The sequence below is a fragment of the Pedobacter folensis genome (assembly GCF_056490665.1).
Map to the genome: position 1 here is coordinate 1,423,975 of NZ_JBWJIF010000001.1, position 26,181 is coordinate 1,450,155.

The window sequence follows — 26,181 nt, forward strand, 5'->3', positions numbered from 1 at the left end:
TCAGACCCGAATAACAATGAATATCAGAAAAAAAATATCGCTTTGCTCCTTACTGACCGCTGGCCTATTTGCAAACGCACAAGATGCACCGCTTACCAAACAAAGTTTTGACAACATCAACCTTGCCTACCCTGGCTTAGAAAAAGTAAACAAACAATTTTTGGCAGGCCAATACGATAATGCAGGTAAAGAATTATTGAGCTATTACCGCAACAAGGCAAACCATAGCGAAATCACCAAAAACAAAACACTAAACAGTGGCGATAAAGAAAGCGCAGACAATGCTTTAGCGCACAAATTTAAGCCTCAGAAAGGTTATGGGTTTTTCGATTATGGTAAAGATATTAACTGGCAGTTTTGGCCGGTAAAAGATAATGAGGTCCGCTGGCAGTTACACCGCGTAAAGTGGTGGCAATCGCTAGGTAAAGCCTTTAATAGCACTGGAGATGAAAAATACGCCAAAGAATTTATCTTCGAGTTTGGCGATTGGGCTAAAAAAAATCCGCTGGGTTTATCAAAAGACAACGACAGTTTTGCCTGGCGCCCTTTAGAGGTATCAGAAAGGGTAAACATATTTCCGGCTATTTTTGATCTGACGGTAAATGCACAAAGTTTTACACCCGCGTTTTTATTGGAATTTCTAAACAGTTTCAGTTTCCAGGCAGATTATGTTCCTAAAAATTACAGCGAGCTGGGCAACCATTTACTATTCGAAGCCCAGCGTGTTGTAGGTGCAGGTTCGCAATTCCCTGAGCTTAAAAATGCGCCGGCCTGGAGAAAAAGTGGCATTACCGTGCTAAATAAGGAAATTGAAAAACAAGTATTTAATGATGGTATGCAGTGGGAAATGTCGCCATCATACCATATCGCATCTATTGGTATTTTTTTAAATGCATACCGCGCTGCACAGGTAAGCGGACAAGAAAAGGAATTTCCGTCGAGTTATATTGCTAAAATAGAGAAAATGGTATTGGCTACGGCTAACTTTTCCTTCCCTGATTATACTGCTCCCATGTTTGGCGATAGCTGGCCGGGAGATAAAAATGGGATGATGAAAAACTATGCTGACTGGGGCAAAAACTTTCCTGATAACCAAAGCATTGCTTACTTCGCTACCGATGGCAAAAAAGGTAGCGCACCTGATTATTTGTCGAAAGGTTTGCCTAATGCAGGCTTTTATACGTTTAGAAACGGATGGAAAAACGATGCAACCGTAATGACTTTAAAAGCCGGTCCTCCGGGAGAATTTCATGCCCAGCCTGATAACGGAACGTTCGAACTTTGGGTAAAAGGCCGCAATTTTACGCCCGATGCTGGTTGTTACCTCTACAGCGGTGATGCCGAGATCATGAAAAAAAGAGACTGGTTCCGCCAAACCCGTGTACACAGCACACTTACACTGGACAATAAAAACATGGTGATTACCAAAGCCACCCAGAACAAATGGGAAGCCAGTAAACCATTGGATGTATTAACCTACACCAATCCAAGTTATACCGGTTTAAACCACCAGCGCAGTGTGCTATTCATCAACCAAAAATATTTCCTGATTATCGATCAGGCCATTGGCAAAGCAACAGGTACTTTAGGCACACATTTTCAATTAAAAGAAGATAGTAAACCTGTGTTTGATAAAGCAAAAAACAGGGTATACACCACTTATGCTGATGGCAATAACCTTTTAATTCAAAATTTAAATTCAGATCAGGTTTCGCTCAGCGAAGAAGAAGGAAAAGTTTCTTATGTATACATGAAAGAAATCAGCAGGCCTGCCTTTGTTTTCGAAAAAGCGAAAAGTGATGCTAAAACCCAAAACTTTGTGAGTATCCTTTATCCATTTGATGGCGATAAAGCGCCTGTAATTACGGTAAAAGAAAATGAAGGGAACGATTTTGAAAAAGGGAACCTAAACCTTACCCTAAGCATTGATGGTAAAAAAAGCGAAGTAAAAGTAGCGCTGATGAAATGAGCCTGGCTGGTGAGGACACCAGCCAATAGAGAAAGGTTTGGCACTTTGCCAGCGTGAGGGATAGCAGCGAAAAGCCCACAGCGAAGTAAAACGAGGCGAGGACTTGCAGCGAATAGCCCGACCCCTTGCACAGCTTGGGGGCACGCCCAAATAAAAAGCCTGGCAAATAAACTTACAATTCTGAAAATGAATTGAAATGAACCTGGCTGGTGAGGACACCAGCCAATAGAGAAAAGTTTGGCGCTTTGCCAGCGTGAGGGATAGCAGCGGAAAGCCCACAGCGGAGTAAAACGATGCGAGGACTTGCAGCGAATAGCCCGCCCCCCCCTTGCGCAGCTTGGGGGCACGCCAAAAAAATGAGAGCAGGACAGACTGATTGAATGCCAAAACATGGAACGACCGGTTCCCAATAGAGATGATAGATTGAATTAATGACCTTAAAAAAAATACCATGATATAAGAAAAACAATTAACCATTTACTAACCAAAACCACATGAAAAAAAAATCATTTTACCCGCAAAAGTATATGGCTATGGCCATACTATTTTTAGCAAGTGCCTGCAGTAAAATTGAAAACGGCCTGACCAGCCAAACCGAGACAGCAAAATTCTCCATTTCAAAAATGGCTACCGGACCACAAGCCAACCTGAACTATGGCGATACCATTCTAAACGTAACTTACGAAGATGGCACACTCAACTCTGGTATAACAGGCATAAACCCAACCAATGCCACTGCATTGGATGCTGCTTACATGGTATCGCAGGGTGCTACCACGCTAAACCATGCAATTGCGCACAAAGTGGTATATGGCGATTCGGGATATAATTCTGATGGCAACTGGAGAAGTGAAAGCGATGCGCAACAGTTTATTCCTGCCCGTTATTTCCCCGGCGATGAACGCCGCTACGAGTTTAGTGTACTGCTTAAAGACTGGCCGGTGTGGAATCAGGGCGATGCCACCAATGAAAGCAATCTTTTTCAGTTAAAAGTATCGGGTGGTGAAAATGTTCCGCTGATGATCCGTGCACAAAGAAATGCGATACGCATCAGGTATCAGGATGTATCGGTGAAAGATATCGTAAGCAACCTCCAACCCTATGTAAACCAATGGATCCAATTTAGGATAGATGTGCTTTGGGCGACGAGCACTACAGGTTATATGAGAACCTATATGAAATTACCCGGACAAAGCGATTTTGTTTTGGTTGACGAAAAAACAAACTATTCTACCTTTACAGGCAATGTTAGCGATGGAAACATAGGCTACATTAAATGGGGATTATATGTGGTGCCACCCAACAGCACCCGTACCGTTTATCACGACGATATCAGGATCATCAACCTTAATCAGGCACCTACTACAACAGGCCTCATCTGGGGCAATAGTATTCCTGACGCTAATCCGGCCTATCTGGATGGCCCGTATACAATCGTTTCAAATATTACAAGCCCTACCGCTTACAACAATACCAGCCACGTATATATTCACCCCAATATTAAATACCAGCCTGCACAAAACATTGTATATGTGAACAGTACCAGTCCTGCGCCAAACCCGGCTGATAATGTTGTGGGTACCCCACGGTCTGATTTTTCCCGTTCAACGCTGTCGGCAGCAGGTATATCAGGCGGTGCTCCTGGCCCAGGCGGACGATACCTCGTCAGTGGATGGGTAAATGCAGTATCATCTACAACGCCATCAGCTTTTGATCCGACAGAATATTACGAGTTCAATTTGGAACCCCTAAGTGGCTACCATTTTAACTTTAGCGATGTTAAATTTACCGTGTTAAGGGGCGGCGCCACACATCCCAATACATTTGTGCTCCGCTCTAGTATTGATAATTTCGCCAGCAATATCTCTGCCCCTGTTACAATCAGTGGCACTACTACACCAACATCGATACAATTCAATGCCTCGGCACTTACCAATATTAGCACCGCCGTTACCTTTAGGTTATATGCTTATGGGGCTACCGCAACCAGTGGCAGTACTTCTGTTGGGCTTAACGATTTCCAGGTGAATGGCCAGGTATTGCCAAATCCTTAGATCAGTAAGCCTGAACAAAGCAGTGGTGTAATTTTATACTGCTGCTTTGTTCTGAAAACAATACAAGATTAGAAACCAATAATTTGGTGATTAACCTGTCCCCGTTATCAAAAGGCAAGATTCCTATGCACGTATTTAAAATAACCACCAATAGTTTTGATCAAAAAAAACACCTCTACTTTAAATTAAAAATTAATTCATCTATTTAAAACCTAACCAAAATTAACCTATGAAAACAAAAGAATTTAACCCAAAAACAGCAGGTAAACTGTTGGCAGCAATCGGTATACTGGGCCTATTGTTTGCCTGTACTAAAGAAAGCGTTGGCTCATCTGATACTGCCTTAACAAAAGGCAAGGGTCCGATAGAAAATTCGAATAGCCTGAATACCCTAACCGCGGGCGATACGATTTTGAAAATCAATTATGAAAACGGCACAGAAAATTCGGGTATTACCGGCGTAAATCCAACAAATGCGACAGCTGCTGATGCTGCCGATGTGGTTTCGCCAGGGAGCGAAAGCTCCACTTATGGCATTTCCCATAAGGTTACCTTAGGTCTTCCCGGTTATTATTCCAATGGTTCTTATCGCAGCGAAAGTGATGCCGATTATGCAGCAAATGCCCGTTATTTACCAGGTGATGAACGCCGTTATGAATTTAGTGTATTATTGAAAGATTGGGGACAATGGAATTCGGCTAACCCTGCTTATGGCGACAATATTTTCCAGCTTAAAATTACCGGCGGGGCTTTGGTGCCTGTACGGATCTTAACCAAACGCAATGCCATTGTAACCAGAAACACCAGCAATCAGGATAATTTAATAACTGATTTTAGACCATACATTAACCAATGGATTCATTTTCGTATTGATGTGAAATGGGCAACAACCAATACCGGTTATTTGAAAATTTACACCAAATTACCTGGCCAGAGTATCTACAACCTCGTTTTAAACAGAAGCAATTACGCTACCTATACCGGCACACCAGATACCTTACCTGGCCAGCATGGTTATATTAAATGGGGTGTATACCGCGAAGCTGGAACAGATGCCAGTGGCAATGTCATTACCAACGATAATGTTTTAACGCGGATTGCTTATCATGACAATATCCGCATTATCGCATTGAACTAATATTAAATGAGGTTGACTCAAAACTAATTTACGCTAATTTAATCGTCCCATCATCTTTCTAAAGGTCGTTGTTCCACCAGGTGGATATAACGGCCTTCTTTTTTTACCATTTGTTAAAAGACTTATACAGGATATTTTAAAGATTTAGATCATATTATTTCAGAAAAAACTATCTTCGTTATCTATCATCCACACATCCTTTTAACCTTATTTAAAAAACGCTAAAATGATGGAATGGTTAAAACTTCGATCGAAGAAATTAAATATCCTGAAAGAAAACTATGCTGTTTACCCATTTTAACGAAGCAGAAAAGAATGTACATTACCCTCCCGACAGGAAGATGTACCTGGGCTTAAAGCCTTATGTTTTCGTTATTATAGCCCTGCTGCTGTTAGCCAGCGTTGGTGTAGCCTGGATACAGTATTTAGTATATGGTTTACCTGACGATCCATCACGCCTGCTTCCTGCTGTTACGGCAGATACGGTTAAAGGCTTTCCGGTCTGGGTAATTTTATGCCATTGGGTTAACTTTTTCTTTCTGGTAATTTTAATCAGAAGTGGCCTCTCCATATTGATGGATCATCCCCGGCTTTACTGGCAGAATGGCTGTACCCCGGGATCGGAATGGTTGAAGTTAACGCCTATCCAGATACCAAAAGACAAACTTTGGACCGCCAAGGATGATGCACGTTATATCAGTCCGTTATTGGCACTTCCTGGTTTTCGGCATACGGTCGGCATAGCAAGAGGATGGCACTTTATCCATGTTCCATTTTTTGTATTAAATGGGGTTATTTTTGTTGCGCTGTTATTTGCTGGCGATCAGTGGCAGCGGATTGTACCTACCTCATGGCAGATTTTTCCTGATGCATGGTCTGTTTTTGTGCATTATGCTACCTTTAATATGCCATTGGAGCCCAATGGTTTTTATTACTATAATGCTTTACAAAAACTATCTTATTTTGGTGCGGTATTCGTGCTCGCGCCATTATCCATGTTGAGCGGTTTATGTATGTCGCCAGCTATAGAAAATAGATTTCACTGGCTGCCTAAAATTTTTGGCAACAGACAAGGCGCAAGGTCAGTCCATTTTTTAGTCATGCTTGCTTACCTGGCGTTTATAATTATCCATGTGGCCATGGTTGTGGCTACTGGCCTCGTTAGGAATTTAAACCACATCACCCTGGGTACCGATCATCCATCCGATCGGAGTGGTTTATATATTGGCATCGCCATTCTTCTTTTCACCATTATATTTTGCTTTTATGCGCACTGGGTTTCGTGGAAAAGGCCACGCTGGGTGCAACAGGCAAGTGCTTATATAAATGGTAATTTGTGGCTCCGCACCATTAATAAGTTAAAGCCAAAAGCTTATTTTAAGAAGGAAGATATTACGCCTTTTTTCTGGGCAAATGGTAAATTACCAGTCTCAGACAAATGGAATGATTTAGCCGCCAACGATTTTAAAAACTATAAACTCAAAATTGACGGATTGGTAGAAAACCCTATCGAGCTATCCATCGATGAAATGAAAGCTTTAGGTAAAGAACAAAACATTACCATGCACCATTGCATACAAGGATGGTCGGGCATTGCAGAATGGGGCGGCTTACCCCTTAAAACCCTTGTCGATTTGGTTAAACCCAAAGCAAACGTAAAAACAGTTGTATTTTACTCGTTTGGAGAAAGCTTATACGGTGGACCTTATTACGATACCCATACCTTAGATAACTGCCTTAAACCTGGCGCCATACTGGCCTGGGAAATGAATTATGAACCGTTAAGCAACGTTTACGGTGCTCCGTTAAGACTCCGGGTAGAAAACCAGCTGGGTTATAAAATGGTGAAATGGATTGAACACATTGAATTTATAGAAAATCATGAAAGTGTTGGTAAAGGCTATGGCGGTAAAAATGAAGATGATGAATACTTTGATCTGATAGCCAATACTTAAGCTGAAGTCAGTTTATTCTTGATGATCATGCGAATGAACTGATTGGATAATTAAAAAAGGGTAACTCAATCACCTTAATCTGATTTTTAGTTACCCTTAAAATCTGTAAAAAATGAGAGGCGTTAATACAGATCGGTGCCGGTTAACTTGATCTGATAAGGCCATTCGCTGATCAAATCGGGTTTTCTTGGCAATTTAACGTGTACTGTTGGTGCAGCACTGACCACAAGCCATAAATAGGCAGTTTTAGCTGGCACTTTAAAGCGGTAAGATCCTTCATTCGAACGATATACTTTTCCGTAAACCCTTTCACCATTTTCTTTAACAGCTAAAAACCCATATCTCCAGCCGGCATTTTCGGGGTTAATATTTTGGGAGCCAGTTGCACCGGCCATTCCTTTAAATTCAAGTTTAACGGAAGTAACCGCAGGTACTTTAAGCCTTATGCCATTATACCCATAACTTTGGAGACAGTCTTTTTTGCTGATTTGGTACCAGCCATCTGCTGATGGATTAAATACGGTTTTGTGTTTGTTGGCATATTTACTCGTTACCTCGCGCACACGGTCTAAATCCCAGGTAACAAACCTGCTTGATGCATCAAAAACCTCATCATTAAACTGTTCCTGATCTATTTTGGTGATGCGTTTGTAAGTCATTACAGGATCTTCTCCCGGGTTTACGCTATTTAATAGTTTTCCATAAAAATCCAGTCCATGTTTTTCCGACCAATATTCTAACAAGAAAGGCGAATGGTACTGATTTTCGGGATGAAGAAAAGCCAGGTTAGTTTGTTTTAAAAATGCAGATAAATGGAAGTGTTCAAAATCTACCCAATCCGGATAGACCTGCCATAAGAGGTATTGGCTTCCCATTTCGTTTATCGCCCCATTAAAAGCGCTTCCATGATCGCAGCTGGCCAAAAATTGAAAAGAGTGCCCTAGTTCGTGCGCCAATACCCCATAAGGATAACGATGTACGCGTACAGCAGGTGTCCATAAAATGGCTACACTATCTTTTCCCCATCCGTAGGCAGTAGCGTCATTGCCGCCATAGATAAAAACCAGTGCCTTATAGCGATCAGAAACCGATTTTCCCTTTTTTAATACTTTCAGCTGATCAATATAATAATTGTAAAAACGCTCCGTTTCTACCAGCGATTTTTTGACATCGAATGTTTTTGTCGTATCCTTATTCTGCATCGGATCATCTCCAAATTCCTTTGACCAAAAGATTACAACGTTATCTGACTCTACTTTTCTTTTATTGCTAAAAGTGCTGTTATCGTCATTAAAGTCGTTGTTATAAGGTACCCTCGATACATTTTTCGGAATAAAAACCTTCTTAGCTGTTTTTAAGCCAGAAACGCTGCTTTGAGCGCTTCCAATGAGTGGAAGCGCTACTATTGCCAATACGGTGTATACTCGTTTAAGTGGATTGATCATCTATTTCAACAATGAACCTTATTTAAATACGTTTTTGGGTATCGTTCCTGTCCAGGATTCAGGCAGTTTGGTTACGCCAAAAATTTTAGCCAGTACTACCCCGGTATTTTTATTGCTGTTAAAAGAAGTAATTAAACCACCTTTTTTAATCTGTGGCCCGGTGATGCCCCAAGGCACCTGCATTTCAGCCATGGAGATACCACCATGACCTTTATTTATACCGCCGTGATCGGTAATCAATAAAAAGTGTGTGTCTTTGTAAATTCCGTCAGCTTTTAATTTTTCAAGTAAAGCACCTATTGCCACATCTGCCTGCTCTATAGCCGTAATATATTCAGGTGTCATCCAGCCAAAACCATGGCCCGCGTGATCGGTGTGTACGCTATATAAAAAGGTAAGTGTAGGGTTTTGTTTGTTTTTTACCATGAAATCGTAAGCTTTCTGGTAGTTGTCTTTATATTGATCTTTTTCTTCAAAAGATACCTCATCCAGGTATTTTTGATTGATTGGGTTAATTAATTCTTTCCAGTTGTAGTAATAACTGGTTTTAACATTGGGTACAGCATCTTTCAGTACTTTAAATATCGATGGGTAGTAACCATCCTGATCAGTTTCTATTGACTGTAAGGTGTGTTTTTGCAAGGTCCAGTCGTTTGCGGTAATTCCGTGTTCTTCAGGACCTGAGCCGGTCATGTGGCTGGTCCAGTTTGGTAGTGTAACCGATGGCATTACTGGTCGGGTGGTTAAAGAAAGTACACCATCAGCAAACAGTTTATCCAGATTGGGGTGTTTGGCTGTTTTAAATCCTTCAGCACTGAAACCGTCAAGGCCAATAATTAAAACGTGTGTAGCTTTACGCTGTGCCATAGCTGAAAGTGATAGTAAGGACAACACCATCACTGTTAAAAAAACTTTTCTCATAAATTAATCTCTTGATATAAAATTGATATGGTAAATATAAATTATAGAAAATCAAAATGCGGTTTGTATGGAAACACAAAACCTGGCCAAAAGTAAGTATTGCTAAATAAACTATTAATCAAGCCATTACTTAGCAACATTTGATCTAAATGGATATAACGATGATATTCTACATTAAATTATAGCACATAATTACTAAACAAATGTTTAATAATATTAAACATCAGGTAAAATAATTGTTATATCTTTCTAAAATATACGAATGAAGAGAAACTAGTAATTACGCTGAGCAACAAACAGGCTTAAATTATCCTTAAAAACTTACAAATATCTTTTTCGCCAAACCTGCATCATGTATACATTTATTGCCCATTGATCGGCAACCGGAAGGTTGGTAAACGGAATGGTTGGCATATAACTGGGCGGCCCAAATTCAGTTAACATGGTCAGGATTTTGCCCTGTTGCTTTTTTATGGCGACTACTTTATCCCACCAGGCGAAATGGGCTTCAACGGCTTGCTTCCATTCAGGCGCTCGTGGATCGCTTACCTGCGGCCCTTCTGCATGGCCTACCCTGGAGTGAACATGATCGGTACGTGAAATGGCAAGTGCCACAGTTTCGGGTTGATCTTCGAGTAAACTCTCGCTCACATTACACCAGTGAGAAATATCGAGCGTTAGCCTTAAATCAGGATTTCCCTGCAAATATGGCAAGGATGCCGGAGCCGAATAAAGCATACGGGAACGATGGGTTTCATGATAAATCGGAACACCCGTTTCTTTAGCATACTGAACGGTAAAATCAATGAATTTTTTGTTGTCCTGGTATTGAAAAAAATCCTTTCCGGAGTGAACATTGATATACAAGGGTTTTTGATATTGATGCTCAATCGCTTCTTTAAGTACTTTTTTAAAAGTTGCAAAGTGTGGTGCCGGAAGGGCTTCGTCGCCACGGCAAAGAAAACCAACTGCTAATTGGTATTTTTTTAACGCTTTAAATAATTCTTCAGCAATTTCCGGCGACCAGAGGAATTCGATTCCATCATAACCAGAATCTTTTGCCTTTTTGCAAAAATCAGTTACCGAGCCATTAAAACCCCAATAAGGCGCCATAATTTTTAGCGCGAAACCATCCGCCCATTTTTCAGAGCCGGAAGAAGGTGTGCTAAAAGTTTCCGTTGGCGTTAAAAATAAAGCAGATGTGAGTGCCATGCTACCACCAATAAAATCGCGTCGGTTATACTTCATTTGATATAGGTTTTACGGATTCAAGTTACACATTTTTAGTTTTTAAAGCATTTAGTTCATATCAAAAGGTGGTTAATGGCCGTGGAGACACACTTTTAAAGCCTGCTTTTTTTGCACATATTCTAAAGGTGATTATCATGCTGTCATCAACATTATCTGATTCGCTATAAACAATAGTTTGGAGATAATTTTTTGTTATTTTCCGCTCTTTGCCGCGGTGGCATGGTACTTTGGAGCGCCAAAGTACCCAAAACGCTTTGTCAATCCGGCAATGTGGCTCCTCACCATCCACGCTCATCAAAAAAACAGCAGCACTTTGTTTTGTGTTCAATTCTTCTGAAAGCTTTGAATCAGCGCTTATGAACACAAAACCACTGCGTTTAAGGTTTGGTAGTACCATTTGGTCTAATCTGCAACTGTTTTTTTGATTTTCCTGCCACTTGGGATTGACGGCGTTCTTCGGCAAAGCCTGAATTTTATTAAAGTTAGTTAGCAAAATGCATAAAAAAAATCAAAAGACGTGTCCACATGCTAGGATAAATCGGGACGGATAGTCGAAGATTTTCACTAGTTTAAAAAAACGTTTGCCCCTTACTTCGACCTCGCCCAACACTAACTGGCTACCATTGACAGCATGCATAGAATGATCGTCATTGCGAGGAACGAAGCAATCTTAAAGCGCCCGCTAATAACTATTTTGTTTTCTCCTTCCTTTAATGACATTGGTAAGAACACAAAAAAGCCTTTCAGAATATACTGAAAGGCAAATTTTATAATTACAATAAGGATATTTTTACGGATTGATGAACTTACGCTTTAAAATAATTTAAACCCAACAGAGAGATTAAATAAACCACTTTTTTCCCCTAATCCCTTATTAATTTTGGTAAGGCCCCTGCTGTATCTGGCATCGATGCTGATGTTGCCTATATCTACCCCAGCATTAAGTACACCGCCGAAATTGAGCTTTTTATAATCAAAGCCAACTGGACCTTTTGCTTCGTTAAGGGTATAATTAACATCAGGACCTGCAGAAACCCTAAAATTTAAGGCTTCGGTATCGATAAGCTTGTAACCTACCATAAGCGGCAAATTTAATTGGTTAAATTTGGGCGTGTAAGTGTTAGCGGCATAAACATATGAACTCTTAAAGCTAACATAATTCAATTCGGGTTGAAAATATAGCGATTTCCCAACCCGGGCGAATACCCCGAAATTATAACCTACCTTACCTTTTTTATCTGTTATGGCCTTTACACTTGTTGGCAATGTGGCATAGTTTACACCACCTTTTACACCAAATACCAGGTCAGAATCTTGTGCTTTTGCCGCTCCTGCTGTAATAACCATAACAGCAACTAATAAATAAAACTTGTTCATTTTCATACTTTTTGTTTTTAAATATTGAATATTTATTGTGTTTTGAAAGTATGACAACGACATTTGGATTTACCCCTACGTCATGATAAAAAAATGAATAGCTTTATTAAAACAGTTAAGCCCTTTTTAGTTTAACTGAGCCTCCTGGTTTCACCCAAACCGCTTTTTTTACAATGACTTTTCCCTGATCATTTAAAAATTTAGGCAGCCAAAGAATTTTCTTTTGGCCGTTATTGGTTAACGTGGTAGCCATATTCCCCTCATGTTTTACTGTGATTGAGGTCATTAATACAGGTAAATCTTTTAATTCGGAATTTGTTGTTTTATGGCCGCGGTATAAAGTGCTGATCTGATTAAGTCTTGCGTCAGCTTCTATCCCCATTAATCCTTCTGTAAAACCTTTAATTACCCCGAAAGAAACTTCAGGATACTCCCTCCTGGATGTTGCAGGATCGGTTAGGTGCAACAAATAACCATAAGCCTTTTCGGCCTGTCCGTTCTGGTACATGATTAAAGGGAAATACGACAGGTTTTCTACATTCCAGTCTTTTGACAATAAATGTTGTATGGTTTTTTCTTTACGATCACCCGCTTTTAAGGCATCGAACCAAAGTAAAAAGGTTTCTCCTTCATCCATACCGAACTTATTGTCGTTCGAATAAAAAGTATGGTACCGAGAAACACGATCATTCCACCACAAAGCATCGATACTTTTCTGATAAGCTGCAGCCTTTTCTTTAAACTGTTTGGCTTGATCATGTTGTCCTTTTAAATCAAGCATGGCTGCGTACGACATTAAACCCCTGTAGATGGCACCAACAAGATCAACTCCCATTTTAATATTGGGTACACCTTCGGAATAGGAAGGTAAACCACGGCACCGATGAAAAGCATCGTGATCATTGAAAGGTACCGGGGCATTTGGATGTGTTGGCCTTTTCAGCAATGAATCTGCCTGCAATACCCAGCGGTTGATATATTCGGTTACCGATTTTTCGTGAAAGTTTTTAAACCCTGCGCCATTGATGTATTCAAGGTCTCCTGTCCATAAATATAACTTCCAGCTGGCATTTAAAATATCAAAATTCGCATTCAGGTTATACCAGAACGCTGTATCATTACGGTAATCCTCTACGGCTGGCTTTCCTAAATGATTAATTTCCCAATAAGAACACCAATCTTTAGATTCGGATATATTATTGACAAATAGCCTGAACATATTTTTATTTTCCTTAGCCAGGCCCAGTATCTCCCCTCCAATGCTCTGATGAGCGACATCGCGCATACAGAATGCCGATCTTGGCGGCAATGCAGATTCATACCAGGGGCCAACCGGATCGGTAGGTTTACCTTTGTAACTCAATGCCATTTCTTTCGCCCGAATAAATGCGGTTTGTAAAGCAGCATCAGTTGATTTAAAAGTTACTCCGCCCTGGGCACAAACGCCACAGCATAGGCAAAGAAAAAAGTGTACAAAAAGAAGTCTTTTCATGTGTTTAATATAAGTTAATTTCTACAGCCTGTTTTCCGTCCCAGTTGATTTCCTGTTTTTTGCCCGTTTCCTGCTCCACCAAAATCCTGATTTTTCCTCCAATTTTGGAAACCGTAATGCCAAAATCGCTGTTAAAAGCCCTGATGTGTTTAAGCGACATTTGCTTCCAGTCTGAAGGAAGATAAGGGCACAAACGGAATGATTTAAAGCCCGTAGGTTGTATACCAAACAATCCTTCGGTTATGGCCCGGCAATATAATCCACTCTCTGCCGAAAGATGGCGCTGATCTCCTTCTGGCCAGGCTTCAACAGCATAAGGCACATGTTCGCCCAGCAAACGTTTGGCGGTATAGTATTTCAGGTATTTCATGGTTGTATCGGTTATTCCGGCGTTAAACAAACCGCGTACCGCATATAAAAGCGAACGGTCCCAGAATACTTTTGATCCCGATTCGCTTAACATCCCGTCTTTTGTCCACAGATAATCAGACAATAATGCCTTAGCGGTCTGTGCTTTCCGGTCGTAAATTCCCATCACCAGGGGCATTCCTATCCATGACCGAAGCTTATCGTTTCCTTCATAATAGCGGTAGGTATCGAATCCCTGCACTTTGGCACCAAAATATTTCTCTATGGCTGTTTTTAATGCAGAAGCTTCTTTACGCAATTTTGCTGAAGTCGTTTTATCGCCAAGACTTGCTGACAGATCAGCTGCACTGATCAATGCGCCATAAGCCAGTGTATTGGTTGACAGGTTAATTTTACCAGCCGGGAACCTGCCTTCCAGCTCATCCGAATCGGAAGCAATTACCCCATCTGCACTTTTTTTCCTTCTTGAAAATTCCAGGCACCATTCTATCAGCGGCCACAATTGTCGCGCTTCAGCGGTATCCGCGTAAGCCAGTGCAAACCTCGATGCACCATAAGCAATCATAGCCATATCACCGCGATCGCCAGCACCGTTCCATTGATCTGTTCCTTCGGCAATGATCGAACTTGGAATTGGCTTGTATTCGGGATTCATGTATTTGGCAAACAGGCGGAAACTGTTTTTAGCACTTTCATTCCCCGCAGCATTGCCCAAAAAAGGAAAAAACGGATCCATATATTCTGCCTGATCATTTGCCCAGATTGCAGCGTAATAAGATCCACCACCGGGACCATGCATTAAACCATTTTTCGTATCAAAAATACTTTCAGACGCCCTGATTTTAGCAAAAGCGAACATCTGGTTCAAGGTATCATTTGGCGTTTTCAGCACCAGTTGTTGCGTCATTTCGCTTACAAAATTTCGACGTTTTAACAATTCGTATGCTGATGAAAAAGTATAAGGTTGATCGGCTGTTTTCCTTGCAGAATAAACAATGGCATAACTTTGTTCTTCTCCCGCTTTTAAAATAAACCTGCCGGCACCAAATATTTTTGTATGGAGCAGATAGGTACCATAAACACCTTTATTTCGTGCGGTGCTATCTGTTTGGTCAAACTCAGGAACAACAATTTCGACTGGCTTCAATCCCTTATTTTTAAATACCGTGTGTTCAATAAATGCCGGTTTATCAGTTGATGGAAAGAGCTCCCGTAATACACTCACATTTCCGATCTCAGATTTAACCTTTACCGAACCATTGATTGAGAAAGCCAAAGGTTGCTCCCTTAAAGGGGTTCCGTCAATCAAAACGGGAGGTATTACCTGATCGAAATCCCTGATCAAACTACCCCGGGTATCGTTTGGGATCGTCCGCAGCATCGGGAATACGAGTTTTCTTTTTAAGATCAGGTTATTGTTATCGTTTACCCCATAGGTAATTATTGCAGAAATTTGTTTCCCGCTCATTTCTATCTGATCGGTATGTTTGGCATTTTTTTTAACAGTCCATTCAATGCCCCCGTTCTTTTGCAGGTGCCAGCGTAAATCCTGGGCATTTACATTAAAACCATATAGCAAAAACAGGATGAAGGGTATACATTTTATCGGGAAAGATTTCATATCAAAAAGGGAAAAATGGAGGTCTGTTCATCAATACAATTTTTCTTCAAATCTGTCACGTTGAGTCTGTCGAAAACGCCTTAAATTTTTCAATAAGGCCCTCGACAGACTCAGGATGACAAATTCTATTATTTAAGAGACAACCTTCATTAAAAATAGCATTTAATTAATAATTTGGATTTTGCACAATGGCAGGGTTCTTTTGTATTTCACTTCTGGGTATGGGATAGAAATAAAAACCTGGTGCCCAGGTACGCTCCTGAACCGTCATTAATGCATAGGTAAAAGTACCATTTGCTTGTTTGGTAATGGTTACTCCTTTTGCATCTTCTGAACCTATTTCCGCTATCCCCCATCTTCTGATATCAAAATAACGGTGTCCTTCAAAACAAAGCTCTATCCTGCGCTCATGTCTAATCTTATCCATTAATACCGCTCCCGATCCACTTACCACTGGCATACCCGCTTTTTCGGTTCTTATTTTATTCAGGTAATTTAAAGCTTCGCCATCTTCACCCAGTGCAGCACAGGCTTCAGCATAATTCAAATAGATTTCTGATAACCTGAAAACCACCCACTGGCTGGCATCGTAATCCTGAACATTCCAGTCGAAGGCCTCGTTTACCATTTTTTTCACGCAATACCTGGTTTTAGATGCATTCCATGGAGAATAAGGACTTTGGGGAGAATCATCACCACCTTCGTAAAAGCTGGTTAAACGCCCTTTAAACTGCTGGTTATTGGCCAAAATCGTCGCATAAAATCTGGGCTCCCTGTTCAGGTACGGCTCTTTTGCCTGTGCCGGATTGCTCCAGCTAAATTTGGTACCATCGGCCATTTCAAAATCATCGACCATTTGTTGCACCACATTGTAAGCGCTGTAACCATTATAACCATTTGGGCTCAGATCCCGGCTCACGGTATTGTAACGATCGGCTCTCACCAGGCCGCTGTATACCCTCGAAAAGATAATTTCTGAATTGAAAAAATCGAGATAAGTTTTGTTATAGGTACCATTGGCCGCATTGCCATATAAAGCATATTTAGGTGTAGCGAAATCAATTACGGCTTTGGCAGCTAATTTTGCATCTTCCCACAACTTCTTATCGTTTGTTTTGTTAAAATATGGGCTCGCAGCATACAATAAAAGTCTCGATTTTAAGGCCAGAGCTGCTCCTGCGGTAGCACGACCTTTATCATTGCTATTGGCATAAACGGTTGGCAGGGTTTTTAAAGCCTCCGTTATGTCGGCAAGGATGAAATCCTTTGTTTCGGTCCAGGTGGCTCTCTTTTCGCTAAAGCTTTTATCGTTCACATCGTAAACCTTAACAATCAGCGGTACACCTCCAAACCTTTTCAGCAGTTCGAAATAGGCCAAAGCACGTAAAAAATATACTTCGCCCTTCATGGTTTTAACCGCATCGCCCCCTCCTGTTACCTGATTAATATTTGCAAAGAATATATTGCTGTAACGGATAGAAGCATACATTTTGTTCCAGTGGTTCAGCGATCCTGAGCTTTGGTTATCTGGCGTGGCCTCCCCCCGTACATATAGGTTTTCATTGGTCCAGTTAAAGTTTCCGTAAAGCTCATCGGTTTGCGCGCCCCAGCCTAGTCCGCTATCCTGGTAAGCCAGCACGGTTTGATCGTAAATACTGTTTACAAAAACCTGAACCAATTTTGGATCGGTCCACACATCCTTTTCTGAGTAAGCGTTTAAAGGTTGCAGCTCAAGCGCCTTTTTACATCCTCCGATTAACAGCAGTATACAGATGAGTAAAACCATGCTGTTGATTTTATAATTATTGATGTTCAATTTCATGATATAATTTTTTAAAAGGTAATGTTTGCGCCAATATTGATCACACGCTGTTGTGGATAATACTGTCCTGAATTACTTGGGGTTTCTGGATCAAACGATGGCCCGAAGCAATCGATAGAAAAAAGGTTGGTTCCGCTGATGTAAAGCCTTACATTTTGCATTTTTATCTTTTCAATCCATGTTTTTGAGAAGGTATAACCCAGCTCAATGTTCTTTAACCTTACGAAGGCTGCATTTCTTAACCACAAATCCGATTCAAGGGTATTTACTCCGAATGTCCTGCCGGTTGGACCGCTAAAGTTTCTTGGATATTGATTATCGCCGGGGTTTTGCCATCTTTCTTCAAAAAATTCCTGAACCATATTTAAACCCGCCGGTGCCAGGTAAGATTTAGCCCTTGCCTGCCCTTGAAAGAAAAGCGTAAAATCTATGTTTTTCCAGCTTGCACCAACCGAAGTACCAAACATAATTTCTGGTGTGCGGGTAAGCGGCGTTCTCACTTTATCCAGGTCGTTAATTGCACCATCGTTGTTTATATCTTTATACCTGATGTCGCCTACACCAGTACCTGCCGGATGCGGTGTACTGTTAATTTCCTGTTGATTTTGATAAATACCATCACTCTGGTACAAAAACCACGAATCAATCGGGATATTGGTTTTACGCTGATAATCGGGAATATTCGCAGCTTCATCCATAAAAATCACCTTGTTCCGGGCGAAAGTGATATTGCCCCTCACGTTGTATTTAAAAGAATCGCCAATGTTGTTGTGGTATAAAACCTCCATTTCTATCCCCCGGTTTAATACTTTTCCCAGGTTTTCACTTGGTAATGTCAAGCCTGTATAACCTGGAACAGATTCACTTCTGGTGATTAGAATGTTAGAACGCAGCGATCTGAATACATCGATATTAACCCCTAACTTTCCCTTAAAAAACTGTGTTTCCAAACCGATATCGGTGGTATTGGCCAGCTCCCAGGTAATGTTCGGATTTGGGGTTGGTCCTAAAATAAGTGAAGAAACCTGCGAAGCGCCGGCACCCAAAGAGTAACCATAACCGCTGCCAAGCAGGTAGGTTTGCAAGTAATTGAATGCAGAAACCGCATCATTACCGGTCTTGCCCCACGAAGCCCTCAATTTCAGTTCATTAATCACTTCAGACTTGAAGAAATCTTCCTGCGAAATACGCCATCCTGCCGATACACCCGGGAAAAAACCATAACGTTTTCCTTGCGGGAAATTCTGAGAACCATCATAACGCATGGTATAATCTAACAGGTATTTACCTTTATAATTGTAAGAGAAACGGCTAATGTAATTCACACGTGCAGCCTTGGCAGCACTCGAATTGTTCTGCTGACCGATAAGGCTACCTGCAAAAAGCTGATCCAAACTATTGCTCAGGAAATTAGACCGGTTAGCGTTAATGATGTCGGTATTTCCTTTAAAGCTTTCGAAAGCGACAAAGGCATCAAAAGTGTGATCGCTGATTGTTTTTGAATAACCTAACTTTAAGTTTAATAAACCCTGGTTAATATCGCCCCGCTGCTCAAATAATGACGGCGTAATCGAAGAAATAACCTGGGTATAACCTTTCGTAGCCGGATTATAGCGGTATGCGGGTGGTGGTGTTTTGGTAAACGATTTGGTTTTCGATATCGTTTTATCAAACGCATAGTACCCATCCACAAAAAGTCCCTTGCTTACTTTATCCAGCTTCCAGCTAAAAGATGCTTTAGTTTGCAGGTAATCAGTGGTGAATTTTTGATATCCGGCCTCTCCCGAAGTAATGTAAACCATACTGTTATCCGGACCGCCGCCAATACCCACACCAACAAGCTCATTGTCGTATATCGGGGTAAGGTAAGGATAAGCTAACCATAACTCCCTGAAAATTCCTCCTGCATCATAACCACGTTTAGCTGCATTGCGGAATTCGTTACGGTAACTCACATCCACGCCCATTTTAAAATTATCGGTCACATTCACATCTACATTTGCCCTCGCCTGGTCTTGTGTGTAATAAGCGGCATCGCGTTTATAAATACCATCCTGTTTCTGGTGCTGACCGGAAAAGAAATAACTCACCTTATCTGTTCCGCCACTAAGTGAAAGAATGTGATTTTGCTGTAAGGCACGTTTTTTCATTACGGCATCCCACCAATTGCTGTTGGGATAAGCCAGCGGATCAGATCCGTTTCGGAATTTTTCAATATCTTCTGCTTTCCATGTTAATTGCTGACCAACCAGCGCATCATATTCATTGGTCGCCTGTGCATATTGGTAAGCGTTCAGCATTTCGGGCACACGTGTAGGTTCTGTTGTAGCCCAATTGGTGCCAATTGAAAACACTGGCCGACCCGATTTACCTCTTTTTGTGGTGATGAGGATTACCCCATTTGCCGAACGGGCACCATAAATGGCCGCACTTGCATCTTTGATCACCGTAAAAGATTCGATGTCAGCCGGGTTTAACCGGGCAAAACCGCCCGATCGGTCTGGAATCCCGTCAATTACCACCAATGCACCTGTACTGCCTAAAGTACTTTTTCCACGGACAAACACATCGGCATTATCATTACCCGGCTCGCCGCTTCTGGTATTTACAATAAGGCCCGGAACCTGACCGGCAATAGAATTGGTTAAATTGGTCGAAGGCGATTTTGCCAGTTCAGCTCCACTGATAGTGGCCACCGCACCCGTTAAATTAGCCCGCTTCTTGGTACCATAACCTACCACCACCACATCATTAAGGCCAGCGCCGGAGGTTTCGACCAATTGTACCTCTATGTTGGTTTTATCACCTACCGTAATTTCCTGATCGGTGTAACCCACATAACTGAATATTAAAATGGCATTAGCTGGAACGCTTAATTTAAATCTTCCATCGGTATCCGTTTTTATCCCCTGCTGGCTTCCCTTTACCCTAACCGAAGCACCGGGTAAGCCCAGGCCATTATCTGTTACCCTGCCCGAAACCTGTTGTTGGGCAAACGAGGGGACACAAATAGCAAAAAAGAGCAGTAATAAAATAAGCTTTTTCCAGAGCAAATCGGGATAGCCTAACTTTTGAAAAGTAAGTTTTAAGTTCATATTTGGTTTATTTTGGTTGGAATAAAAAGATAGCCTAGTTAATCTAGTCTATTCTGTTCTATTGTTATGTAAATATAAACGATCTTTTATCAGAATTGCAAAACTTATTTTTGTCTTTTGAAAAAAAACCGGATTCAGCAGAAGACTACTTTAACAAAACCAGGCCATTTTGTGCCTTTATTGTTACATAATCTATCTTTACAGATCAATATGCAGAAAATGAGATGTGGAATATTTTTTTTCGATTGTTGATTAACTGAATTTTATTACCTTGTAAATTAAAAGGCGAACAAGAATTACAAACCTATAGACTAGTGTAGCCCAATCTACTTTATGATCACTATTTTCGAAAAAATACAGGAACTCGAAGAAATCCCCTCTTATTCAAAACATGAGCAGTTTGTTCAGGGTTTTATTAATGCCATTGATGAAAGGATTATTTCTAAAGGAGAAGCGCTACCCTCTATCAATGTGCTGATTAAAGAACTTGGTTTTGCCCGCGAGACAGTCATGAAAGGTTATCGCGAATTGATTAGCCGGGGTATAGTGGAATCGAAAAAGCGTTTAGGTTATTTTGTAGCTAACGACGATACCGAACAAACCTTAAAGGTAGCCCTGCTCATGTACCTGATCGACTCTTTCCAGGAACAGTTTTACCGTAATTTCAGAAACGAACTGGGCCCAAATGTGCACATCGATGTTTTTTTTCATCATGGGAATATTACCATGTTCGAAACGATGCTGGATATGATCAAAGGAAAATATGGTGTTTATGTAATTTCGCCCATTCCACATCCTAAAACCAAACATTTGTTAGATAGCCTGCCGAGCAACAAGCTCATTATGTTCGACCGTTACGAAGCCTTAAAAGGTGAATTTAACTATGTTACGCAGGAATTTGAGCATTCTACTTACCAGGTTTTAGCCGAACTTGCTGATACCATCAAAAAGTTCGACGAAATGATTTTCTTCCATGTGCCCGGTTCATTGGATCCTGTCGAAATTATCAGGGCCTTTAAAAAGTTCACCAAAGATTTTGCCGTAAATACACGGATAATAAATGAATATGAGCCTGGAAGCGTAGAAAAAGGCAAGGTTTATTTTACACTGAACAACTCAGAAATCTGGAAAATCCTGAAAGATTGTGAAGCAAAACAGCTTCAGGTGGGCAAAGATATCGGTATTCTTTCACACAACGATGAAGTTGTAAAAGAGCTTATCGGTGGAGGCATTACCACCTATTCGGCCGATTTTTCGTTAATGGGCAAAAAAGTTGCACAGGCAGTGCTCAAAAAAGAAAAAATCCAGGAAGTCATTCCAACGGTACTCATCAGAAGAAATTCTTTATAAGCCAGAGCAGATGAACACTACAGCCTTTGTTACTTTTATTGTGGTCACCTTTCTGGTTGCCTTAATTTCCTGGATCAAAACACGAAAGCATAAAATCACCACTTCTGCAGGGCTTTTTCTGGCCAACCGTACCTTAAGTTTTACGGCCGTAGGGAGCGCTTTATTTTTCACCAACATCAGCGCGGCCGAATTTGTAGGCAGCAGCGAATCGGTATACATCAACAATATGACGGTAATGGCCTGGGGGGTAAGTTCGGTATTTGCCATGTTACTGGTTTCAGAATTTGTAATTCCGGTTTATTTAAAGGGCGCCATGTCTACCACCCCCGATTTTCTGGAAAGCCGCTACGATCCGCAAACGAAGAAACTTGTATCCTTCCTTTTTCTGATCGGCTATCTCATTAACCTGTTGCCTATTGTACTCTACAGCGGTGCCATAGCACTAAATGGCCTGTTTCATTTTTCCGACATCTGGAACATCAGTTATGGCAGCAGCATCTGGATTTTGGTTTGGTGCATCGGGCTTGTGGGCAGTTTATATTCTATATTGGGCGGTTTAAAGGCCATCGTTATTTCTGATCTGGTATTAGGTGCCTGTATGTTTACCGGTGCTTTATTGCTGGCCTATTTTGGGGTGCGGCATGTTGGAAACGGAGACCTGCAACAGGGCATACACACCATTCTGACCTCAAAAACCGAACATTTTAACTCCATAGGAAAAACGGGCGATGCTATTCCCTTCTCAACCATTTTTACCGGCATGATTTTGATGAACCTCTTTTACTGGGGTACCGAACAGGTAATTGTGCAGCAGGCCCTGGCTTCTTCTGATCTTAAAACCAGCCAGAAAGGAATTGCACTGGCCTGCGCGGGTAAACTCCTTGGCCCTCTATTATTTATGCTGCCAGGGATTATTGCTGTTCATATGTACAGCAATATGCAGAATACCACTGAAGTTTTTTCGAGGGTGGTAAGCGATGTATCGCCTCCTGTGCTCAGCGGTTTTATTGCTGCCGTTATTTTTGGCGCAGCTATTACCTCATTTTCTCCCGGATTGAACAGCGCAAGCACATTGTTTATCCTTAATATTTATAAACCTGCCAAAGAAAAGAAAGGCATTGTGGTTACTGAAGCCAATATGTTAAAAAGTTCAAAAAGGTTTGAAATGTTTGCCTCCTTACTGGCCATGTTCATTGCACCATTATTCATCTTTTCTAACGACAGCTTTTATACCTTTATGCAGAAGATAAACGCTGCGTTCAGTATCCCCATCTTTACCATTATGTTTGTAGGATTTGCAACCAAAAAAGTTCCGCCAATTGCTGCAAAAATAGGCCTGGGATTTTGCTTCGTCGCCTATATTCTTACACAAATGGTTTTTGATACCGGTATTCATTTCCTCCATGTACTGGCCATTCTATTTGTGGTTACCACAGCCATTATGCTCATTATAGGAAGACTATACCCCTTGAAGACTCCTTATGTAGCCCAGAACAAGCAGGTTGTTGATTTAAAGCCATGGAAAAACCGTTATTGGGTAAACGGACTCTTACTGCTTATTATGGTTTTAATGTTTTTATTGTTCTCGCCTGCATATCTCGCTGATTGAGGATTTAAGTCCTTGCATATTTTCGTTTATATTCTATCGGCGACAAACCTGTAATGCGTTTAAAGATTTTCCTGAATGCTTTTAAGTCGTTGTAGCCGGTATCTTCCATAATAAATGGCAGATCTTTATGGTTCATTTCGATGGCTTTTTTGGCTGATTCTATCCTTACCCTCTGCAGGTATTCGAAAGGCGTATTATTGGTGGCAGCTTTAAACCGGCGGATAAAATTACGTTTTCCCATATTCACCAGGCTGGATACCTCGTCCATGGCGATATCGTTCCGGTAATTTTCTTCAATGTACTGCTGGGCTTTTAAAATATCTTTATCATCATGCTGATGCTGCCCTGTAAATACCTTAAAGTGTGCCTGGCTGGTCCTGTCCATTTCAATGGCAAACATCTTGCTAATCCATAAAGCAGCTTCGCGGCCACAAAATTTCTCGATCAGGTAGAGGATCAGTTTAAGTGAAGAGAATGCCCCACCACTGGTATAAACGCCATCCTGGTCGGTAGTTACCAAATCGCTTTTCATGCTGATTTTGGGGTAACGTTTCTGCATATCGGCTGCTACCACCCAGTGCGAGGTTACTTCTTTGCCGTCAAGCAAACCCGCTTCAGCCAAAAAGTAACTACCTACGCATAAACTGGCTACTTCGGTTTTGCTGGCGTACATTTCTTTAATCCATTTCACAGCAGCCTGATTTCTGTCTAATACGCCATCATTACCCACACTGAAGGAGGGGATAATAATCAGGTCGGCTTGTTGTACATCTTCATCATTCAACTGCCGGACATTGACGTTGTTAAAATGAAAAGGGATTTCGTGGCCTTTCTCTGCAACCAAACTTAGTGCAAATACAGGCTTTTTACCCGCACGTTCCATATAACGGTTGGCACCACTCAATAAATCTACCACACCTGTAACCGAGGAAGGTACAGCTTCATCGAAAATATAAAGGCAAACATTTAACATGCTTAAATAGTTATTTTTATGATTACTAAATTAGGCATTTTACTTGTCACTTTTACGCCCTCAAGTTGTCATTTATGCCACCTAAATGATATCAATAATCTACAGAGATTTGTAAACAGATCAAGAAACATCAACAATGGGCAAATTAAATGTATTCAATTTTATCAGTCTGGATGGCTATTATAAAGATGCCGGCAATGGGATAGACTGGCACCAGCATGGACAGGAAGAGGGCGAATTCAGCGCAAAAAACCTGGAACACGATAGCATGCTGCTCTTTGGCAGGATAACCTACGAAATGATGGCATCGTGGTGGCCATCGCAAAATGCCTTTGCTGCGATGCCCGAGGTAGCCAGGGGCATGAACCAGGCCGAAAAGGTTGTGTGTAGCAATACCCTGCAACACGCCGACTGGCAAAATACGCGGATCATCAGCGGAGATATACTGGCTCAAATAGCAGCCCTGAAGAAAACATCGCCAAAAGACATGACCATTTTAGGCAGCGGTAACCTGAGCGCACAACTGGCCGAAGCAGGATTGATTGATACCTATCAAATCATGATTGATCCTGTAGCCATTGGTCAGGGTACGCCTATTTTCAGTGGCATGCAACAGCAATTGAATTTAAAATTAACTGATACCCGCAGCTTTAAAAGCGGTACCGTATTATTAAGTTACGAAGCACTATAATTAAGAATCTATACCTAAATATATAATTATGAAAGCAAAAATCTGGGCCAATTTAGGCGTTAAAAATGTAGAGAAAAGCAGGGCTTTTTACACCAAACTCGGTTTTGAAAAAAATGCAGGTCCCGAGAGTGACGAGTTAGCCAGCTTTTTATTTGGAGAAGATAATTTTGTGATCCACTTTTTTAAGGAAGATAGTTTAAAAAAGGGCATGAAAGGCGAACTCGCCGATTTGAGTAAGGGAAACGAGGTCATGTTTACCATTTCGGCAGAAACTAAGGAAGAAGTAGATGAATGGGCGGTAAAAGTGAAAGATGCCGGCGGTGCAGTATTCTCACCTCCAGAGGAATTTCAGGGCATGTATGGATGCGCTTTTGCAGACCCGGACGGCCATAAGTTTAATATATTAAAATGGAAATAAGTATATACCAGCGGCCTGTAATACAGGCCGCTTGCTTCACATCAATTTTTCATTCTATTTCTCAACGTATCTTCCTTTTCTTTAGTCCAGTAGGCACAATCCAGTTGCAAAAACACAGAAGTATAAGGAATTACTTCATTTGTTTTGATTACGAGTACTTTGAACAATTTCGATTCAGTATCTAATTTCTTAAAAACAGAATCATGCAGCATCGTTTGTACAGGCAGCTTACCCAGCGTAGTTTCGATGCCGGTTTTAAATTGAGTTAGCCCTTTGGCCTGCTGCTCAGTAATAAAACCGAGCTCCTTATCGCGGTAAACAATCGGTTTTACATGGCCCGAGAGATTGATCTGCGCAAGCACCTGTTTCAAAACCGTATTGAGGTCTTCATTTGCATAAATATATTCCATTCCTGCAGCATTTTGTTCTGGAAAGGCCTTATCAACGATTAAAATCCAATTTCGGTGCCCCAGCATAGGCAATTTTGCATTAAATGCCTGTTCCCAGCTTTTAGAAGCACCATTTAAGGGTTCTTTTTCTTTTGTCGGTGCAGTACAAGCTGATAGAAATAGTCCGCCTGCAATCAATGAAAGGGCAGCTGACTTCGTTATCAAACGAAAAGGGTTCATAT

At 41.2% G+C, this 26,181-nt stretch carries 19 protein-coding genes; 8 read left to right on the top strand and 11 right to left on the bottom strand.

Features of this window, described 5'->3' with window-relative positions:
• The first annotated feature begins 16 nt into the window (after positions 1–16).
• From hepC to AC04QZ_RS05695, 4 genes are all read left to right on the top strand, one after another.
• Positions 17–1,969: a heparin-sulfate lyase HepC gene (gene hepC / locus AC04QZ_RS05680; RefSeq protein ID WP_478356933.1), complete on the top strand. Its 1,953-nt coding sequence runs from the start codon at positions 17–19 to the stop codon at positions 1,967–1,969.
• Between the two features lie 494 nt (positions 1,970–2,463).
• Positions 2,464–4,023: a heparin lyase I family protein gene (locus AC04QZ_RS05685; protein WP_478356934.1), complete on the top strand. Its 1,560-nt coding sequence runs from the start codon at positions 2,464–2,466 to the stop codon at positions 4,021–4,023.
• A gap of 229 nt (positions 4,024–4,252) precedes the next feature.
• Complete coding sequence (locus AC04QZ_RS05690; protein WP_478356935.1) at positions 4,253–5,161, top strand: heparin lyase I family protein; 909 nt, start codon at positions 4,253–4,255, stop codon at positions 5,159–5,161.
• A gap of 281 nt (positions 5,162–5,442) precedes the next feature.
• Positions 5,443–7,116 (top strand): molybdopterin-dependent oxidoreductase, encoded by a 1,674-nt coding sequence (locus AC04QZ_RS05695; RefSeq protein ID WP_478356936.1) that lies wholly within the window; start codon positions 5,443–5,445, stop codon positions 7,114–7,116.
• A gap of 122 nt (positions 7,117–7,238) precedes the next feature.
• Here AC04QZ_RS05695 and AC04QZ_RS05700 read toward each other — a convergent pair whose 3' ends face one another.
• The 9 genes from AC04QZ_RS05700 to AC04QZ_RS05740 all read right to left on the bottom strand — a co-directional run bounded on the left by AC04QZ_RS05700 (position 7,239) and on the right by AC04QZ_RS05740 (position 20,509).
• Positions 7,239–8,561 carry a DUF6055 domain-containing protein gene (locus tag AC04QZ_RS05700; RefSeq protein ID WP_478356937.1) on the bottom strand — a complete coding sequence of 441 codons (1,323 nt, stop codon included), beginning with the start codon at positions 8,559–8,561 and terminating at the stop codon, positions 7,239–7,241.
• A gap of 18 nt (positions 8,562–8,579) precedes the next feature.
• The gene (locus AC04QZ_RS05705) at positions 8,580–9,482 is read right to left on the bottom strand and encodes an alkaline phosphatase family protein (RefSeq protein ID WP_086546774.1); all 903 of its coding nucleotides are present in this window, start codon (positions 9,480–9,482) and stop codon (positions 8,580–8,582) included.
• A gap of 321 nt (positions 9,483–9,803) precedes the next feature.
• Positions 9,804–10,730, bottom strand: coding sequence for a sugar phosphate isomerase/epimerase family protein (locus AC04QZ_RS05710; RefSeq protein ID WP_478356938.1), 927 nt, complete (start codon positions 10,728–10,730; stop codon positions 9,804–9,806).
• 61 nt (positions 10,731–10,791) lie between these two features.
• Entirely contained in the window at positions 10,792–11,196 is a 405-nt protein-coding gene (locus tag AC04QZ_RS05715) for a hypothetical protein (protein WP_478356939.1), read from the bottom strand.
• 350 nt (positions 11,197–11,546) lie between these two features.
• Complete coding sequence (locus AC04QZ_RS05720) at positions 11,547–12,110, bottom strand: porin family protein (protein WP_478356940.1); 564 nt, start codon at positions 12,108–12,110, stop codon at positions 11,547–11,549.
• 115 nt (positions 12,111–12,225) lie between these two features.
• Positions 12,226–13,602 carry a hypothetical protein gene (locus AC04QZ_RS05725; protein WP_478356941.1) on the bottom strand — a complete coding sequence of 459 codons (1,377 nt, stop codon included), beginning with the start codon at positions 13,600–13,602 and terminating at the stop codon, positions 12,226–12,228.
• A gap of 4 nt (positions 13,603–13,606) precedes the next feature.
• Positions 13,607–15,592 carry a glucosidase family protein gene (locus AC04QZ_RS05730; protein WP_478356942.1) on the bottom strand — a complete coding sequence of 662 codons (1,986 nt, stop codon included), beginning with the start codon at positions 15,590–15,592 and terminating at the stop codon, positions 13,607–13,609.
• A gap of 166 nt (positions 15,593–15,758) precedes the next feature.
• Complete coding sequence (locus tag AC04QZ_RS05735; RefSeq protein WP_478356943.1) at positions 15,759–17,414, bottom strand: RagB/SusD family nutrient uptake outer membrane protein; 1,656 nt, start codon at positions 17,412–17,414, stop codon at positions 15,759–15,761.
• A gap of 11 nt (positions 17,415–17,425) precedes the next feature.
• On the bottom strand, positions 17,426–20,509 hold the full coding sequence (locus AC04QZ_RS05740; RefSeq protein WP_478356944.1) for a SusC/RagA family TonB-linked outer membrane protein: 3,084 nt from the start codon (positions 20,507–20,509) through the stop codon (positions 17,426–17,428).
• A gap of 333 nt (positions 20,510–20,842) precedes the next feature.
• On the opposite strand from AC04QZ_RS05740, the gene AC04QZ_RS05745 reads away from it, so the two are divergent.
• Entirely contained in the window at positions 20,843–21,859 is a 1,017-nt protein-coding gene (locus AC04QZ_RS05745) for a GntR family transcriptional regulator (protein ID WP_086546780.1), read from the top strand.
• A 10-nt stretch (positions 21,860–21,869) separates the two neighbouring features.
• Positions 21,870–23,468, top strand: coding sequence for a solute:sodium symporter family transporter (locus tag AC04QZ_RS05750; RefSeq protein WP_478356945.1), 1,599 nt, complete (start codon positions 21,870–21,872; stop codon positions 23,466–23,468).
• 4 nt (positions 23,469–23,472) lie between these two features.
• Here the strand turns inward: AC04QZ_RS05750 and AC04QZ_RS05755 are convergent, their stop codons facing one another.
• The gene (locus AC04QZ_RS05755; protein ID WP_478356946.1) at positions 23,473–24,441 is read right to left on the bottom strand and encodes a GlxA family transcriptional regulator; all 969 of its coding nucleotides are present in this window, start codon (positions 24,439–24,441) and stop codon (positions 23,473–23,475) included.
• A 136-nt stretch (positions 24,442–24,577) separates the two neighbouring features.
• Here AC04QZ_RS05755 and AC04QZ_RS05760 point away from each other — a divergent pair, with 136 nt between their 5' ends.
• Both AC04QZ_RS05760 and AC04QZ_RS05765 read left to right on the top strand, forming a co-directional pair.
• The gene (locus tag AC04QZ_RS05760) at positions 24,578–25,132 is read left to right on the top strand and encodes a dihydrofolate reductase family protein (protein WP_478356947.1); all 555 of its coding nucleotides are present in this window, start codon (positions 24,578–24,580) and stop codon (positions 25,130–25,132) included.
• A 28-nt stretch (positions 25,133–25,160) separates the two neighbouring features.
• Positions 25,161–25,550: a VOC family protein gene (locus AC04QZ_RS05765; RefSeq protein ID WP_478356948.1), complete on the top strand. Its 390-nt coding sequence runs from the start codon at positions 25,161–25,163 to the stop codon at positions 25,548–25,550.
• A 41-nt stretch (positions 25,551–25,591) separates the two neighbouring features.
• Here the strand turns inward: AC04QZ_RS05765 and AC04QZ_RS05770 are convergent, their stop codons facing one another.
• Positions 25,592–26,179 carry an RbsD/FucU domain-containing protein gene (locus AC04QZ_RS05770; RefSeq protein ID WP_478356949.1) on the bottom strand — a complete coding sequence of 196 codons (588 nt, stop codon included), beginning with the start codon at positions 26,177–26,179 and terminating at the stop codon, positions 25,592–25,594.
• Between the last annotated feature and the right edge of the window lie 2 nt (positions 26,180–26,181).

Bases quoted from the DNA above. Each gene is read 5' to 3' on its own strand.
- hepC (WP_478356933.1), top strand. From the start codon at position 17: ATGAATATCAGAAAAAAAATATCGCTTTGCTCCTTACTGACCGCTGGC.
- AC04QZ_RS05685 (WP_478356934.1), top strand. From the start codon at position 2,464: ATGAAAAAAAAATCATTTTACCCGCAAAAGTATATGGCTATGGCCATA.
- AC04QZ_RS05690 (WP_478356935.1), top strand. From the start codon at position 4,253: ATGAAAACAAAAGAATTTAACCCAAAAACAGCAGGTAAACTGTTGGCA.
- AC04QZ_RS05695 (WP_478356936.1), top strand. From the start codon at position 5,443: ATGCTGTTTACCCATTTTAACGAAGCAGAAAAGAATGTACATTACCCT.
- AC04QZ_RS05700 (WP_478356937.1), bottom strand. From the start codon at position 8,561: ATGATCAATCCACTTAAACGAGTATACACCGTATTGGCAATAGTAGCG.
- AC04QZ_RS05705 (WP_086546774.1), bottom strand. From the start codon at position 9,482: ATGAGAAAAGTTTTTTTAACAGTGATGGTGTTGTCCTTACTATCACTT.
- AC04QZ_RS05710 (WP_478356938.1), bottom strand. From the start codon at position 10,730: ATGAAGTATAACCGACGCGATTTTATTGGTGGTAGCATGGCACTCACA.
- AC04QZ_RS05720 (WP_478356940.1), bottom strand. From the start codon at position 12,110: ATGAACAAGTTTTATTTATTAGTTGCTGTTATGGTTATTACAGCAGGA.
- AC04QZ_RS05725 (WP_478356941.1), bottom strand. From the start codon at position 13,602: ATGAAAAGACTTCTTTTTGTACACTTTTTTCTTTGCCTATGCTGTGGC.
- AC04QZ_RS05730 (WP_478356942.1), bottom strand. From the start codon at position 15,592: ATGAAATCTTTCCCGATAAAATGTATACCCTTCATCCTGTTTTTGCTA.
- AC04QZ_RS05735 (WP_478356943.1), bottom strand. From the start codon at position 17,414: ATGAAATTGAACATCAATAATTATAAAATCAACAGCATGGTTTTACTC.
- AC04QZ_RS05740 (WP_478356944.1), bottom strand. From the start codon at position 20,509: ATGAACTTAAAACTTACTTTTCAAAAGTTAGGCTATCCCGATTTGCTC.
- AC04QZ_RS05745 (WP_086546780.1), top strand. From the start codon at position 20,843: ATGATCACTATTTTCGAAAAAATACAGGAACTCGAAGAAATCCCCTCT.
- AC04QZ_RS05750 (WP_478356945.1), top strand. From the start codon at position 21,870: ATGAACACTACAGCCTTTGTTACTTTTATTGTGGTCACCTTTCTGGTT.
- AC04QZ_RS05755 (WP_478356946.1), bottom strand. From the start codon at position 24,441: ATGTTAAATGTTTGCCTTTATATTTTCGATGAAGCTGTACCTTCCTCG.
- AC04QZ_RS05760 (WP_478356947.1), top strand. From the start codon at position 24,578: ATGGGCAAATTAAATGTATTCAATTTTATCAGTCTGGATGGCTATTAT.
- AC04QZ_RS05765 (WP_478356948.1), top strand. From the start codon at position 25,161: ATGAAAGCAAAAATCTGGGCCAATTTAGGCGTTAAAAATGTAGAGAAA.
- AC04QZ_RS05770 (WP_478356949.1), bottom strand. From the start codon at position 26,179: ATGAACCCTTTTCGTTTGATAACGAAGTCAGCTGCCCTTTCATTGATT.